This window comes from Streptomyces sp. NPDC048383 (genome assembly GCF_040651775.1).
In the GTDB taxonomy this organism is placed as follows: Bacteria; Actinomycetota; Actinomycetes; order Streptomycetales; family Streptomycetaceae; genus Streptomyces.
On record NZ_JBEZKS010000021.1, the window covers coordinates 104414 to 118892 of the forward strand.

The window sequence follows — 14479 nt, forward strand, 5'->3', positions numbered from 1 at the left end:
GTGGCATCCATCACTAAGGGTTACCTAATTTCTCTACGGAGAGTTAAGCGGACCCCATGGATCCGCGCTCTCGGTGAGCACCACCGGTGAACCAATAAACGGCTCCCACCAGCAAGCCTCCGCCCACGACGTTCCCCGGAACGGTGAACATCAGGTTCCGGAAAAGCTCACCGAAACCGACTGGGCCATCCAGGATCGCCAAGCTGAAAAGAGCCGTGTTCGCGACGCAGTGTTCGAATCCGACGGCCACGAAAACGGCCACGGGCAGCACAGGACGAAGATCTTCGCCGCGTCCCCGCGGGCCCGGGTGAACATCCAGATCGCCAGGCAGACGAGCATGTTGCAGAGCACCGCGCGCCAGAACAGCTGACCCCCGCCCAGTTCCGTCTTCGCGTGGACCATCCCGGTCAGCATCGCCCGCGCGGACGGCGAGGACGTCACCCCGGAGGCGTGCACCATCGCCCCGAACACGAACGCGCCGACGCGGTTCCCCGCCAGCGACAGCCCCCAGGACGCGCACAGGTCCCGCGGCGGATGTCCCAGGTCGTGGGCCTTGTGCGCGGCCTGCCCGGAGGTGGCCTCGACGTTCTGAGCGATGCTGTTCACCACTCAACGCCAGGGCGCCGGCCCGCCCCCGAGCGCCCGAAAAGGTCACCGACCGCAGGGCCCCCGACCCCGTCGCCCCCAGGACCAAGGACCCCTGCCGCGCTCCGTAGACTCGACCCCCATGAGCAACGACCCCGCCGTGGAGATCCGCGGACTGGTGAAGCGGTACGGCCCCAAAACAGCGGTGGACGGCCTGGACCTCACCGTTCCCGGCGCCTCGGTCACCGCGGTCCTCGGCCCCAACGGCGCGGGCAAGACGACGACCGTGGAGACCTGCGAGGGCTACGTCCGCCCCGACGCGGGCACCGTCCGCGTCCTCGGCCTCGACCCCGTCACCCGCGCGGAGGCCCTGCGCCCCCGGATCGGCGTCATGCTCCAGTCCGGCGGGGTCTACTCCGGCGCCCGCGCCGTCGAGATGCTCCGCCACGTGTCCCGGCTGTACGCGCACCCCCTCGACGTCGACGTCCTGGTCGAGCGCCTCGGCCTCGGCGGCTGCGGCCGCACCCCCTACCGGCGCCTGTCCGGAGGCCAGCAGCAGCGCCTCGCGCTCGCGATGGCCGTGGTGGGCCGCCCCGAGCTGGTCTTCCTGGACGAGCCGACCGCCGGCCTCGACCCCCAGGCCCGCCGCGCGACCTGGGAACTCGTACGGGAACTGCGGGCCGACGGGGTCACCGTCGTCCTCACCACCCACCACATGGACGAGGCCGAGCAGCTCGCCGACGAGGTCGCCATCGTGGACGCGGGCCGGGTCATCGCCCACGGCAGCCCCGAACAGCTGTGCCGGGGCGGCGCCGAGAACACCCTGCGCTTCACCGGCCGCCCCTCCCTCGACCTGGCCTCGCTGCTCAAGGCCCTGCCCGACGGCACCCGGGCCGCCGAGCTGACGGCCGGCTCCTACCGGGTCACCGGCGACGTGGACCCCCAGCTGCTGGCCACCGTCGCCTCCTGGTGCGCCCAGCACGGGGTGATGCCGAGCAGCCTCTCGGTGGAACGGCACACCCTCGAAGACGTCTTCCTGGAACTGACCGGCAAGGAGCTGCGCTGATGACCCCGATCGACACGGATCCCCGCCGGGGGTCCGGGGGTCGCCCCCCGGGACAGCACGGCCTGGAACCGACCGGCAAGGAGCCGCGTTCATGAGCGTCGGTACGTTCACCCCCCGGCCGGGAGCCGCGCCGGTGTCCCGGATGATCCTGGCGCAGACCGCGCTGGAGACCCGGATGCTGCTGCGCAACGGCGAACAACTGCTGCTCACCGTGATCATCCCGGCGCTGTTGCTGACCCTCTTCTCCTCGGTGGACATCATCACTGTGCCCATTCGAGGGGGCGGCGCCGAGAAGTCCGTCGACTTCCTGGCCCCCGGCATCCTCGCCCTCGCCGTGATGTCCACCGCCTTCACCGGCCAGGCCATCGCCACCGGCTTCGACCGCCGCTACGGGATCCTCAAGCGGCTCGGCGCCTCCCCGCTGCCCCGCTGGGCCCTGATGGCCGCCAAGACCCTGTCGGTGCTGGTCACCGAGGTGCTCCAGATCGCACTGCTGACGGTGATCGCCTTCGCCCTGGGCTGGTCCCCGCACGGCAACCCGCTCGCGGTGGCCGCCCTGGTCCTGCTGGGCACGGCCGCCTTCTCCGGCCTCGGCCTGCTGATGGCCGGCACCCTCAAGGCCGAGGCGACGCTGGCCGCCGCGAACCTGGTGTTCCTGCTGCTGCTCGTCGGCGGCGGCGTGATCGTCCCGCTCGACAAGTTCCCCGGAGCCGTCCAGTCCGTCCTCGAACTGCTCCCCATCTCCGCCCTCTCCGACGGGCTGCGCGAGGTGCTCCAGCACGGGGCCGCGCTGCCCTGGACGGATGCCGCGGTGCTGGCCGGCTGGGCCGTCCTCGGTCTCGGCGCGGCCGCCCGCACCTTCCGCTGGGAGTGAATCCCTTCCCCTGGACGTTGGCCTGGCAGGAGGATGAGCGCCTCCACACATCAGCGACGCACGGCGGGGCGACGCACGACCAGGATGCCGGGGGCGGGCATGGCGCAGCGGGAAGCCGTTCTGCGGCTGGACGAACAGTGGGCGCGGATCCGGTCCGGCGCCGCGCAGGCGGACCCCGCCGAGAGCGAGCGGCTGCTGGGCGAACTCATCGGCGCGCTCCGCGAGCCCGCCCGGACGGACGCCGAGTGCGCCGCCCGGCTCGGGCTGCGCCTCGGTGACCTCGCCGCGCGCCGCTTCGCGGCCGGCGACCGGGCCGGGGCCCTGGCCGCCATCGAGGAGGGGCTGCACCACGGACAGCAGGCCGCCGAACACGCGCCGGAGTACGCCCGGTGGTACGCCCGGGGTCTGATCAACCAGGGCGTCTGGCTGGCCTGGCCGCTGAGCGACGCGGACCGCCTGCCGCGCCACCCGCTCGGCACCGGCTCCGAGTACGGCCCCAGCGCGATGGAACGGGCCGCCGGCGAACGCGCCCGCGACCTGACCCGGGCCGCCGTCGAGGTGTGGGCCGGCCTCGACCAGCACGACCCGGTCAACCGTCGGGGGCTCGCCCAGGCCAAGGTCTTCCTCGGCGACCGGCTCGCCGAGCTGGGCTTCGCCGCGGACGCGGTCGCCTGGGCGGTGGACGCCGAGGCCGGGTTCCGCAGCCTGCTGCTCGCCGCGCCCGGCCCGGAGGAGGCGCAGGAGGCCGAGGAGGCCCTGGACCACGTCGGGCGGCAACTGGAACTGCGGCTGCGTTTCCTCGCCTTCGACTCCCTCGCCGGGCTGCGCGCCGACGGGCTGCTGCCCGAACGGCTGTTGCCGCAGGCCGTGGTGGCCGCCCGGATCCAGGGGGTGCCCGCCCCCGAGATCGCCGCCCGGCTGGGGCTGGAGGCCGACCAGGTCTCCACGATGCTGGAGGTCACGCCTTGGCGGGCCGTGTGGCGCGTCGACGTGCGCGGCGCCGATGGACTGTGGAACGTACAGGGACATCCCTGGCGTGACGGGGCAGACGTGCGCAATCGGACGGCGGAGGACGTAGCGGGTGAACTGGTCCGCGGCTTCCGGGAGTCGCCGGACTACCCCGGCGACAGCGGCCTCTGGTGCGTGCGCGTGTGGTGGCACGCCGAGGGCGACCCGGCCGGCGCCCGGTTCCGCCTGGTCGTCGGCCCGGACGCGACGGCACCCACCCCCTCGTGAAACTTTGCACAAGGCGCGGCCTACGATAGGTCCGTGCTCAATCCCTTCGCCTACCTCGCCGCCCGCTGGACCCCCTCACCCCGGATCGTCCAGCGAGCCGCGCTCGCCGCCCTCGTCATGACCGTCGTCATCGTCATCACCGGCGGGGCGGTGCGGCTGACCGGATCCGGTCTCGGCTGCGACACCTGGCCCAAGTGCACCGACGACAGCCTGATCACCACTCAGGCCCAGGGCATCCACGGCGCCATCGAGTTCGGCAACCGGATGCTGACCTACGTGGTCAGCGCCGCCGTCGGCTGGTGCATCCTGGCCGCCCGGTGCGCCAAGCCGTGGCGCCGGTCCCTGACCAAGCTCGGCTGGGCCCAGTTCTGGGTCGTGTGCGGCAACGCCGTGCTCGGCGGGATCACCGTCCACACCAAGCTCAACCCGTGGAGCGTGGCCGGGCACTTCCTGCTCGCCACCGCGCTGATCACCGTGACGACGCTCACCTGGCAGCGCGCCCGCGAGGGTGACGGCGCCCCCAAGCCCCGGGTGCCCGCTCCGGTGCGCGGGCTCTCCTGGGTCCTGGTCACCACCACGTTCGTCCTGATCGCCGCGGGCACCGTGGTGACCGGGTCCGGTCCGCACGCCGGCGACAGCAGCGAGGTCCCGCGCATGCCGTTCGACTGGGCCACCACCGCCCACGTCCACGCCATCGCCGCCTGGCTGGTCTGCGCGCTCGCCGTCGCGATGTGGCTGGTGCTGCGCGTCGTGGACGCCCCCACCGACACCCGGGCCCGGGCCCGCGACCTGCTGGTCGTGCTGCTCGCCCAGGGCGCCATCGGCTACGTGCAGTTCTTCACGGAGCTGCCCGAGGTGCTCGTCGCCGCCCACATGTTCGGCTCCTGTCTGGTGTGGATCGCGGTCCTGCGGGTGGCCCTCTCCCTGCGCGAGCGCCCCGCCGTCCACACGGAGGTCCCCGTTCAGGGCGACCCGCGGCTCTCGACTGTCTGACGCTTCCCGGTGCGGCGGGCGGAGCGGTTCAGCCCCGCTCGTCCAACCGGTAGACCCGCCGGGCGTTGCCCGCCGCGAGCATCCCCGCGACCCGGTCCGCGTCCCGCCTCGACCAGGACCCGTCGGCGGCCCAGCCGCCCAGGACCCGGCCCAACGCCTCGCGGAACACCAGGGCGCCCACCGCGTGCAGCTCGGGAAGCTCTCGACCCCCGCTGGAGAACAGCAACTTCCCGAACGGCGCGAGTTCCAGCAGCTCCGCCAGTACGGCCGCCGTCCGGGCCCCCGTACGCGCCGGGCCCGGGCCGAGGTCGACGTACACGTGCGGATGGGCCGCCGCGAGCCGGGCCGCCTGCCGGTGGTGCGGGTAGCTGCCCAGCAGGACCAGCCGCGTACCCGGCCCCGCGGCGGCCCGGACGAATCCGGTCAGCGGCTCCGGAGCGGCTCCACCGACGTGCAGTTGCAGCGGCAGCCCCGAAGCGACCGCGCTCCACAGCAGGTGCCGCAGCAGGACCGGATCCCGTACGGCGCCGCCCCTGCGCCGGTCGGCGAGCCACCGCCCGGCCGCCCCGCGCACCTCACCGGGGCCCGGCGGCTCGGCCTCGCCGGCGGCCGCGACCGCGGCGGCCCCGCAGCCGAAGGCGACGGCGCCCGCGGCGGCGTGGTGGACGGCCCCGGACAGGTTGGCCAGGAAGGCGGCCACGGTCCCCGAGGTGTCGGCGACCTGCTGGGCCAGTAACTCCAGCCGGACCACCTCGTGGGTCGGCGCGTCCCCGGCCAGGGCCAGCTCCTTGGGGCCGGTGAGGTCGCCCGGCAGGCCCGTGTCCACGAGGTACGCCCCGACGCCCGCCCCCCGCAGCAGCCTGCGCCCGGCCTCGGCGACGCCCAGCTCCCGGCGCCGCGCCAGGTAGCGGGCGGGCGCGCAGTGCGGTTCGAGCCCCAGCAGCGGCGGACACCAGCGGCGCACCGCGAAGCCGGTCTGGGTGTCGAAGAGGGTGGTGCCCGCGGCGGGCGGGCCGGCCGACGGGACCAGTGCGGCCTCGAAGGTGCCGAGGCCCAGCTCCGTACGGAGCACCCCGTGGCAGTACTGGTCCACCAAGGGCGGCGTTTCGATCATCCGGGCATCCCGTTGCGGACGTGAGGAAGCGGCTTCCACACGTCCTAACGGGTGAGCGGGGCATGAGGTGTTGCCCCGGGCGCATTTTCGCGGTGCGCCGCCGCGCCGGTCAGGCCTTCGGGTTGGCGGGGCCGCCGAGCTGGAGGCCGGCCATCCGGGACCACTCGTACGGGCCCGTCCGCACCCGGGCGGCCAGCTCCCCGTCGAACTCGTCCGCGAAGGTCAGGCCGGACTTCTCCGCCGCCAGCCGGGCCACCTCGTAGGTCGGGGCGACGAGGTCGCCCCAGCCGCCGTCGGTGCCCACCAGGACGATCCGGGTGCCGGCCTGGCCGATGTGCGCGAGCTGGCCCTCGGCGCCGCCGTGCTCCTTGGCGAACGCGCCGATCTGACGGGCCAGCTTCGCCGCCGTACGGTCCTGCTTCTTGTCTACGGTGTCTGCGGTGTCCGCGGTCTCTGCCATGCAGGGCATGCTACCGGCGGGTAACGAGCGGAGGAAGCGTCAGCGGAGGAAGGGATCCACGGCCACGGCGACGAACAGGAGCGAGACGTAGGTGATCGACCAGTGGAACAGCCGCATCTCCTTGAGCTTCGCGCCCGTCAGCCCGGACTTGGCCCGGGCGTGCAGCGCGTGCGCCTCCCACAGCCACCAGCCGCCGGCCAGCAGCGCGACCGTCGTGTAGAACCAGCCGGTGTAGTCCAGCGGGGTCAGCAGGAGCGAGACGCCCACCATGACCCAGCTGTAGAGGACGATCTGGCGGGCGACCACCTGGTTGCCGGCCACGACCGGCAGCATCGGCACGCCGACCCGGGCGTAGTCGTCCTTCACCTTCATCGACAGCGGCCAGTAGTGCGGCGGCGTCCAGAAGAAGATGACCAGGAAGAGGATGATCGCGGCCCAGGAGACCTCGTTCTTCACCGCCGACCAGCCGATGAGCACCGGCATGCAGCCGGCGATCCCGCCCCACACGATGTTCTGCGAGGTGCGCCGCTTCAACAGCATCGTGTAGACGACGACGTAGAAGAGGAGCGCGCCCAGCGCGAGGGCGGCCGACAGCCAGTTGATGAGGAGACCGAAGAACAGGGTGGAGATCACCCCGAGGGAGATGCCGAAGACCAGGCACTCGCGCGGGCTCACCATGCCGGTCACCAGCGGCCGCTGCGACGTGCGGTCCATCAGCGCGTCGATGTCACGGTCGATGTACATGTTCAGCGCGTTCGCGCCGCCCGCGGACAGGTAACCGCCGAAGCAGGTCGCGAGGACCAGCCACAACGACGGCACACCCTGTTCCGCGAGGAACATGACCGGCACCGTCGTGATGAGCAGCAGCTCGATGATCCGCGGCTTCGTCAGTGCCACGAATGCCATGGCCCGGGCCCCGAACGGCCGGTGACCGGGGCTCGTCCCGAGCACCCCCGCTGGACGGGATTCGACGGCCGTCACGCACACCCCTGAGAGAGAATCCAGCAAGCTCCGACTCGGCCCCTCCATGACATGAAGGTCCGGTAAAGGCTTGCGCGTACCACGCCACTCTAGACGTTGCTCTTGCGTCGCCCCGCGCGGGGGTCGCCTCGTGTTGAGCCGATCGGACCGGGGTAGGCGAGATCCCGGATGAACAGCGGACGCCGACCCGGCGACGCACTACCGGCACTCGAATAGCCGCACGCCCTGGCGGGGGTAGGCTCGGAATCGCGCCGGTGGCACCGTTCGTCACCGGGAAAACAACATGTGGAGAGGAGCCCTGACCAACGGTGAGCACCAAGCCGACCACCACAGAGCTCGAGTGGACCGAACTGGACCAGCGGGCCGTCGACACCGCCCGCATCCTGGCCGCCGACGCGGTCCAGAAGGTCGGGAACGGCCACCCCGGTACCGCGATGAGCCTGGCTCCCGCCGCGTACACCCTGTTCCAGAAGGTCATGCGGCACGACCCTGCTGACCCCCAGTGGGTCGGTCGTGACCGCTTCGTGCTCTCCGCGGGGCACTCGTCCCTGACCCTCTACACCCAGCTCTACCTCGGTGGCTTCGGCCTGGAGCTGGACGACCTCAAGGCGTTCCGCACCTGGGGTTCCAAGACCCCCGGTCACCCGGAGTACGGCCACACGGCGGCCGTCGAGACCACCACCGGTCCGCTGGGCCAGGGCATCGCGAACGCGGTGGGCATGGCCATGGCCGCCCGCTACGAGCGCGGTCTGTTCGACCCGGAGGCCCCGGCGGGCACCTCCCCGTTCGACCACATGGTCTACGCGATCGCGGGCGACGGCTGCCTCCAGGAGGGCATCTCCCACGAGGCGTCGGCCCTGGCCGGACACCAGAAGCTCGGCAACCTGGTGCTGCTCTGGGACGACAACCACATCTCCATCGAGGGCGACACGGAGACGGCCGTCTCCGAGGACACCCTCAAGCGGTACGAGGCCTACGGCTGGCACGTCCAGCGCGTCGCCGCGCAGGAGAACGGCGACCTGGACCCCAAGGCGCTGTACGCCGCCTTCGAGGCCGCCAAGGCCGAGAAGGACCGCCCCTCCTTCATCGCCGCCCGCTCGATCATCGCCTGGCCGGCCCCGCACGCCCAGGGCACCGAGGCCGCGCACGGCTCGGCGCTCGGCAACGACGAGGTCGCCGCGACCAAGCGCGTGCTCGGCTTCGACCCGGAGCGGACCTTCGAGGTCTCCGACGAGGTCATCGCCCACACCCGCGCGCTCGGCGAGCGCGGCCGTGAGGCCCGCGCCGCCTGGGAGAAGGACTTCTCCGCCTGGCGCACCGCCAACCCGGAGCGCGCCGCGTCCTTCGACCGCATCGAGGCCAACGAGCTGCCCGCGGGCTGGGAGGACAAGCTCCCCGCCTTCGAGCCCGGCAAGGGCGTCGCCACCCGCGCCGCCTCCGGCAAGGTCCTCGAAGCGCTCGGCGCGGTCATCCCGGAGCTGTGGGGCGGCTCGGCCGACCTGGCCGGCTCCAACAACACGACCATCGACAAGAACTCCTCGTTCCTGCCGGTGGGCAACCCGCTGCCGGAGGCCGACCCGTACGGCCGCACCATCCACTTCGGCATCCGCGAGCACGCCATGGCCGCGGCCATGAACGGCATCGCCCTGCACGGCCACACCCGCGTCTACGGCGGCACCTTCCTGGTGTTCTCCGACTACATGCGCAACGCGGTCCGGCTGTCCGCGCTGATGCACCTGCCCGTGACGTACGTCTGGACGCACGACTCGATCGGCCTCGGCGAGGACGGTCCGACCCACCAGCCGGTCGAACACGTCGCCGCGCTGCGCGCCATCCCGGGCCTGAACTTGGTCCGTCCGGCCGACGCGAACGAGACCGCCATCGCCTGGCGCCAGATCCTCAAGCGTCACACCAAGGTGTACGGCAAGGGCGCCCCGCACGGCCTCGCCCTCACCCGCCAGGGTGTACCGACGTACCCGGCGAACGAGGACACGGTCAAGGGCGGCTACGTCCTCTTCGAGGCCGAGGGCGGCCCCGCGCAGGTGCTGCTGATCGGCACCGGCTCCGAGGTCCAGCTCGCCGTCGCCGCGCGCGAGGCGCTGCAGGCCGAGGGCATCCCGACCCGGGTCGTCTCGATGCCGTGCGTCGAGTGGTTCGAGGAGCAGGACCAGGAGTACAAGGACAGCGTCCTGACCCCGTCCGTCAAGGCGCGAGTGGCAGTTGAGGCGGGCATCGGCCTGACCTGGCACCGTTACGTCGGCGACGCGGGCCGGATCGTGTCGCTGGAGCACTTCGGTGCCTCGGCCGACGGAGCCCTCCTGTTCCGCGAGTTCGGCCTGACCGCCGAGGCCGTGACCGCCGCCGCCAAGGACTCCCTCAACGCCGCCGACGCGCGCTGAAACCGGTACGAGAACCAGTAGGAGATGCAATTCCCATGACAGACGCACTCAAGCGCCTCTCCGACGAGGGCGTGGCGATCTGGCTGGACGACCTGTCCCGCAAGCGCATCACGTCCGGCAACCTCGCCGAGCTGATCGACCAGCAGCACGTGGTCGGTGTCACCACCAACCCGTCGATCTTCCAGAAGGCCATCAGCAGCGGTGACGGCTACGAGCAGCAGCTCGCGGACCTCGCCGCCCGCAAGGTCACCGTCGACGAGGCCATCCGCATGATCACGACGGTGGACGTCCGTGACGCCGCCGACATCCTGCGGCCGGTCTACGACCGGACCGAGGGCCAGGACGGCCGCGTGTCGATCGAGGTCGACCCGCGCCTGGCGCACAACACCACGGCGACCATCGCCGAGGCCAAGCAGCTCGCCTGGCTGGTGGACCGCCCGAACACCCTGATCAAGATCCCGGCGACCGAGGCCGGCCTGCCGGCGATCACCGAGGTCATCGGCAAGGGCATCAGCGTCAACGTGACGCTGATCTTCTCGCTGGAGCGCTACCGCGCCGTGATGGACGCCTACCTGGCGGGGCTGGAGAAGGCGAAGGCCGCGGGCCTGGACCTCTCCAAGATCCACTCGGTCGCGTCGTTCTTCGTGTCCCGCGTGGACAGCGAGATCGACAAGCGTCTGGACGGCATCGGCACCGACGAGGCCAAGGCCCTGAAGGGCAAGGCGGCCCTCGCCAACGCCCGTCTGGCCTACGAGGCCTTCGAGGAGGTGTTCGGCGGCGAGCGCTGGGCGGCCCTGGACAAGGCGCAGGCCAACAAGCAGCGTCCGCTGTGGGCCTCGACCGGCGTCAAGGACCCGGCCTACAAGGACACCCTGTACGTGGTGGACCTGGTCGCGCCCGGCACCGTGAACACCATGCCCGAGGCCACCCTGGAGGCCACCGCCGACCACGGCGAGGTCTCCGGCGACACCATCCGCGGCGCCTACGAGCAGTCCCGCACCGAACTCGACGCGGTCGCGAAGCTCGGCATCTCGTACGACGATGTGGTGCAGCTGCTCGAGGACGAAGGCGTCGAGAAGTTCGCGGACGCCTGGAACGACCTGCTGAAGTCGACCGAGGCGGAGCTCAAGCGCCTCGCCCCCACGGAGGACTGAGTCTTTTGTCGGTGAACGGAGCGAACCCGCTTCGTGACGCACAGGACCGGCGGCTCCCGCGCATCGCGGGGCCGTCCGGCCTGGTCATTTTCGGCGTTACGGGTGACCTGTCGCGCAAGAAGCTCATGCCGGCCGTCTACGACCTCGCCAACCGCGGCCTGTTGCCGCCGGGTTTCTCGCTGATCGGGTTCGCCCGCCGCGAGTGGCAGGACGAGGACTTCGCCCAGGAGGTGCACGACGCGGTCAAGGAGCACTCGCGCACCCCCTTCCGCGAGGAGGTCTGGCAGCAGCTGGTGCAGGGCTGCCGGTTCGTCCAGGGCGACTTCGACGACGACGCGGCCTTCGAGACCCTCAAGGCGACCATCGAGGAACTGGACAAGGCGCAGGGCACGGGCGGCAACTTCGCCTTCTACCTCTCGGTGCCCCCCAAGTTCTTCCCCAAGGTCGTCCAGCAGCTCAAGGACCACGGTCTGGCGCAGAAGGAGGGTTCCTGGCGGCGTGCCGTCATCGAGAAGCCCTTCGGCCACGACCTGAAGAGCGCGGAAGAGCTCAACAAGGTCGTTCACGAGGTGTTCCCCCGTGACGAGGTCTTCCGGATCGACCACTACCTCGGCAAGGAGACCGTCCAGAACATCCTGGCGCTCCGCTTCGCCAACACGATGTTCGAGCCGATCTGGAACCGGTCGTACGTCGACCACGTGCAGATCACGATGGCCGAGGACATCGGCATCGGCGGCCGGGCCGGTTACTACGACGGCATCGGCGCGGCCCGCGACGTCATCCAGAACCACCTGCTGCAGCTGCTGGCGCTCACCGCGATGGAGGAGCCCGGCTCCTTCCACCCGAAGGCGCTGGTGGCCGAGAAGCTCAAGGTGTTGACCGCCGTGGAGCTGCCCGAGGACCTGGGCAAGCACACCGTGCGCGGCCAGTATTCGGGAGCCTGGCAGGGCGGCGAGAAGGTCGTCGGGTACCTCGAAGAGGACGGCATCGACCCCAAGTCGAAGACCGACACCTACGCGGCCATCCGCCTGGAGATCAACAACCGCCGCTGGGCCGGCGTCCCGTTCTACCTGCGGACGGGCAAGCGCCTGGGCCGTCGGGTGACCGAGATCGCCGTCGTCTTCAAGCGGGCCCCCTACCTGCCGTTCGAGTCGGGCGCGACCGAGGAGCTGGGGCAGAACGCCCTGGTCATCCGGGTCCAGCCGGACGAGGGCGTGACCGTCCGCTTCGGCTCCAAGGTGCCCGGCACCTCGATGGAGGTCCGGGACGTCACGATGGACTTCGCCTATGGCGAGTCCTTCACCGAGTCCAGCCCCGAGGCGTACGAGCGGCTGATCCTCGATGTCCTGCTGGGCGACGCGAACCTCTTCCCGCGTCACCAGGAGGTCGAGCTGTCCTGGAACATCCTCGACCCGATCGAGGAGTACTGGGACAAGCACGGCAAGCCCGCCCAGTACCCGGCGGGTACCTGGGGGCCGGTCGAGGCGGACGAGATGCTCGCACGAGACGGACGGAGCTGGCGCCGGCCATGAAGATCGACCTCACGGAGACCACCTCCAGCAGGATCAACGCCGCGTTGGTGCAGGCGCGCCGGGACATCGGCACGCCGGCCATCGGCATGGTCCTCACGCTGGTGATCGTGACCGACGAGGAGAACGCGTACGACGCGCTCAAGTCGGCGAACGACGCTTCCCACGAACACCCCTCGCGGATCATCGTCGTCGTCAAGCGGGTCAGCCGCTCGCCGCGCAGTCGCCGCGAGGCCCGTCTCGACGCGGAGATCCGCGTCGGTGCGGACTCCGGCACCGGCGAAACGGTTGTGCTCCGCCTGCACGGTGAACTGGTCGACCACGCCCAGTCGGTGGTTCTCCCGCTCCTGCTGCCCGACGCCCCCGTGGTCGTCTGGTGGCCGGAGGGTGCCCCGGCCGACCTGGCGGGCGATCCGCTGGGCGCGCTGGGGCAGCGCCGGATCACGGACACGTACTCGTGCGAGGACCCCATCGGGGCCCTCGGTGGCCGGGCGGCGGCCTACGCCCCCGGCGACACGGACCTGTCCTGGACCCGGATCACTCCGTGGCGCTCGATGCTGGCCGCGGCGCTGGACCAGCACCCGGACGTGGCCGTCGTCTCGGCGGTCGTCGAGGGCGAGGGCGACAACCCGAGCTGCGAGCTGCTGGCCATGTGGATGGCGGACCGCCTCGGCGTACCCGTCAACCGCACGCTGTCGGGCGGTCCGGGGCTGACCGCCGTCCGCATGGAGACCAAGGACGGCGTGATCGTCCTGGACCGCGCGGACGGCGCCCTGGCCACGCTGTGCATCCCTGGTCAGCCCGACCGGGCGGTGGCGCTCAAGCGCCGCGACACGGCCGAGCTGCTCGCGGAGGAACTGCGCCGGCTCGACCCGGACAACACCTACGAGGCCTCGCTGAAGTTCGGCGTGGCCCGGCTGGAGGCGTCCGCCGCGGTGGCGACCGCGTCCAAGGCCCCGGCGAAGCCGGCCGGAACCAAGGCCGCCGGAACCAAGGCGGAGCCCGCGGCGGATGCCGCGGCCGACGCCGCGGCCGATGCCGCGGCCGATGCCGCGGCCCCGAAGCCGGCCGCCAAGCCGGCCAAGAAGGCCGGCGCCAAGTAGCAGCTGTACGGGGCCCTTTCCCTCCGGGGGAAGGGCCCCGCCCAGTACCACCCCGCACCCCCCGCACCCCGGAACTACCAATAAGGCGGCAGCACATGGGTATGACGACTCCCCAGGTCGTCGTCCACCGGGACAAGGAGCTGATGGCCCAGGCCGCGGCGGCCCGGCTCATCACGAAGATCGTGGACGCGCAGGCGGCCCGGGGCAGCGCCTCCGTGGTCCTGACCGGCGGTCGCAACGGCAACGGCCTGCTCGCGGCCCTCGCCGCCGCCCCCGCCCGGGACGCGATCGACTGGGCCCGCGTCGACCTGTGGTGGGGCGACGAGCGGTACCTCCCCGAGGGCGACCCCGAGCGCAATTGCACCCAGGCCCGCGAGGCCCTCCTGGACTCCGTCCCGGTGGACCCGGCCCGCGTGTACGCGATGCCCGCCTCCGACGGCCCGTACGGCGCCGACGTGGACGCGGCGGCGGCGTCCTACGCCGCCCTGCTGGCGAAGGCGGCCGGCCCCGAGGACCACGGCCCGGTCCCCCGCTTCGACGTGCTGATGCTGGGCGTCGGCCCCGACACCCACGTGGCGTCCCTGTTCCCGGAACACCCCGCGACCCGCGAGACGGAGCGTACGGTCGTCGGCGTCCACGGCGCCCCGAAGCCGCCGCCCACCCGGATCTCCCTCACCTTCCCGGCGATCCGGGCGGCCCGTGAGGTCTGGTTGCTGGCGGCCGGTGAGGACAAGGCCGGCGCCGTCACCCTCGCCCTCGGCGGGGCGGGCGGCGTCCAGGCACCGGCGGCCGCAGCCGTCGGCCGCAGCCGCACCCTGTGGCTGCTGGACCGCGCGGCCGCGGCCGGACTGCCGTCCGACATGTACCCGCCGGCCTCCGCCTGACCGCACCCCGTACGCACGAAGGGCCCGGCCCCCGCGACCGTTCGGTCGCGGGGGGCCGGGGCCTGGCGGGCGCGGGGCGCGGCGGCCCCCCCCGAGCCCGT

12 protein-coding genes and 1 pseudogene are annotated in these 14479 nt (G+C 72.0%); 9 read left to right on the top strand and 4 right to left on the bottom strand.

Annotation, left to right across the window (positions count from 1 at the left end; genetic code table 11):
• Nucleotides 1-43 precede the first annotated feature (43 nt).
• Nucleotides 44-609: pseudogene (locus AB0D46_RS17260) on the bottom strand (formate/nitrite transporter family protein).
• Between the two features lie 118 nt (nucleotides 610-727).
• Between AB0D46_RS17260 and AB0D46_RS17265 the strand changes: the two are divergent.
• The 4 genes from AB0D46_RS17265 to AB0D46_RS17280 all read left to right on the top strand — a co-directional run bounded on the left by AB0D46_RS17265 (nucleotide 728) and on the right by AB0D46_RS17280 (nucleotide 4754).
• Nucleotides 728-1651: an ABC transporter ATP-binding protein gene (locus AB0D46_RS17265; protein ID WP_362878170.1), complete on the top strand. Its 924-nt coding sequence runs from the start codon at nucleotides 728-730 to the stop codon at nucleotides 1649-1651.
• Between the two features lie 91 nt (nucleotides 1652-1742).
• Nucleotides 1743-2525, top strand: coding sequence for an ABC transporter permease (locus AB0D46_RS17270; RefSeq protein WP_362878172.1), 783 nt, complete (start codon nucleotides 1743-1745; stop codon nucleotides 2523-2525).
• A gap of 99 nt (nucleotides 2526-2624) precedes the next feature.
• Nucleotides 2625-3761, top strand: a complete 1137-nt coding sequence (locus AB0D46_RS17275; protein ID WP_362878174.1) for a hypothetical protein — start codon at nucleotides 2625-2627, stop codon at nucleotides 3759-3761.
• A 33-nt stretch (nucleotides 3762-3794) separates the two neighbouring features.
• Nucleotides 3795-4754, top strand: a complete 960-nt coding sequence (locus AB0D46_RS17280; protein WP_362878176.1) for a COX15/CtaA family protein — start codon at nucleotides 3795-3797, stop codon at nucleotides 4752-4754.
• A 28-nt stretch (nucleotides 4755-4782) separates the two neighbouring features.
• On the opposite strand, the gene AB0D46_RS17285 is transcribed toward AB0D46_RS17280, so the two are convergent.
• The 3 genes from AB0D46_RS17285 to AB0D46_RS17295 all read right to left on the bottom strand — a co-directional run bounded on the left by AB0D46_RS17285 (nucleotide 4783) and on the right by AB0D46_RS17295 (nucleotide 7309).
• The gene (locus AB0D46_RS17285) at nucleotides 4783-5868 is read right to left on the bottom strand and encodes an amidohydrolase family protein (protein ID WP_362878178.1); all 1086 of its coding nucleotides are present in this window, start codon (nucleotides 5866-5868) and stop codon (nucleotides 4783-4785) included.
• 109 nt (nucleotides 5869-5977) lie between these two features.
• On the bottom strand, nucleotides 5978-6328 hold the full coding sequence (locus AB0D46_RS17290; protein ID WP_362878180.1) for a hypothetical protein: 351 nt from the start codon (nucleotides 6326-6328) through the stop codon (nucleotides 5978-5980).
• 39 nt (nucleotides 6329-6367) lie between these two features.
• Nucleotides 6368-7309 carry a heme o synthase gene (locus AB0D46_RS17295; protein WP_362878182.1) on the bottom strand — a complete coding sequence of 314 codons (942 nt, stop codon included), beginning with the start codon at nucleotides 7307-7309 and terminating at the stop codon, nucleotides 6368-6370.
• A 308-nt stretch (nucleotides 7310-7617) separates the two neighbouring features.
• On the opposite strand from AB0D46_RS17295, the gene tkt reads away from it, so the two are divergent.
• From tkt to pgl, 5 genes are all read left to right on the top strand, one after another.
• Nucleotides 7618-9708, top strand: coding sequence for a transketolase (gene tkt, locus AB0D46_RS17300; protein WP_362878184.1), 2091 nt, complete (start codon nucleotides 7618-7620; stop codon nucleotides 9706-9708).
• A gap of 35 nt (nucleotides 9709-9743) precedes the next feature.
• Entirely contained in the window at nucleotides 9744-10862 is a 1119-nt protein-coding gene (tal, locus tag AB0D46_RS17305; protein WP_362878186.1) for a transaldolase, read from the top strand.
• Between the two features lie 5 nt (nucleotides 10863-10867).
• Nucleotides 10868-12394, top strand: a complete 1527-nt coding sequence (gene zwf / locus AB0D46_RS17310; protein ID WP_281209421.1) for a glucose-6-phosphate dehydrogenase — start codon at nucleotides 10868-10870, stop codon at nucleotides 12392-12394.
• A complete protein-coding gene (gene opcA / locus AB0D46_RS17315; RefSeq protein WP_362878188.1) occupies nucleotides 12391-13494 on the top strand; it encodes a glucose-6-phosphate dehydrogenase assembly protein OpcA in 1104 nt (367 codons plus the stop codon). The genes zwf and opcA overlap by 4 nt, the downstream gene beginning before the upstream one ends.
• A 101-nt stretch (nucleotides 13495-13595) precedes the next feature.
• The gene (gene pgl, locus AB0D46_RS17320) at nucleotides 13596-14378 is read left to right on the top strand and encodes a 6-phosphogluconolactonase (RefSeq protein ID WP_362878190.1); all 783 of its coding nucleotides are present in this window, start codon (nucleotides 13596-13598) and stop codon (nucleotides 14376-14378) included.
• Nucleotides 14379-14479: the final 101 nt, after the last annotated feature.

Bases quoted from the DNA above. Each gene is read 5' to 3' on its own strand.
- AB0D46_RS17265 (WP_362878170.1), top strand. From the start codon at position 728: ATGAGCAACGACCCCGCCGTGGAGATCCGCGGACTGGTGAAGCGGTAC.
- AB0D46_RS17270 (WP_362878172.1), top strand. From the start codon at position 1,743: ATGAGCGTCGGTACGTTCACCCCCCGGCCGGGAGCCGCGCCGGTGTCC.
- AB0D46_RS17275 (WP_362878174.1), top strand. From the start codon at position 2,625: ATGGCGCAGCGGGAAGCCGTTCTGCGGCTGGACGAACAGTGGGCGCGG.
- AB0D46_RS17285 (WP_362878178.1), bottom strand. From the start codon at position 5,868: ATGATCGAAACGCCGCCCTTGGTGGACCAGTACTGCCACGGGGTGCTC.
- AB0D46_RS17290 (WP_362878180.1), bottom strand. From the start codon at position 6,328: ATGGCAGAGACCGCGGACACCGCAGACACCGTAGACAAGAAGCAGGAC.
- tal (WP_362878186.1), top strand. From the start codon at position 9,744: ATGACAGACGCACTCAAGCGCCTCTCCGACGAGGGCGTGGCGATCTGG.
- opcA (WP_362878188.1), top strand. From the start codon at position 12,391: ATGAAGATCGACCTCACGGAGACCACCTCCAGCAGGATCAACGCCGCG.
- pgl (WP_362878190.1), top strand. From the start codon at position 13,596: ATGACGACTCCCCAGGTCGTCGTCCACCGGGACAAGGAGCTGATGGCC.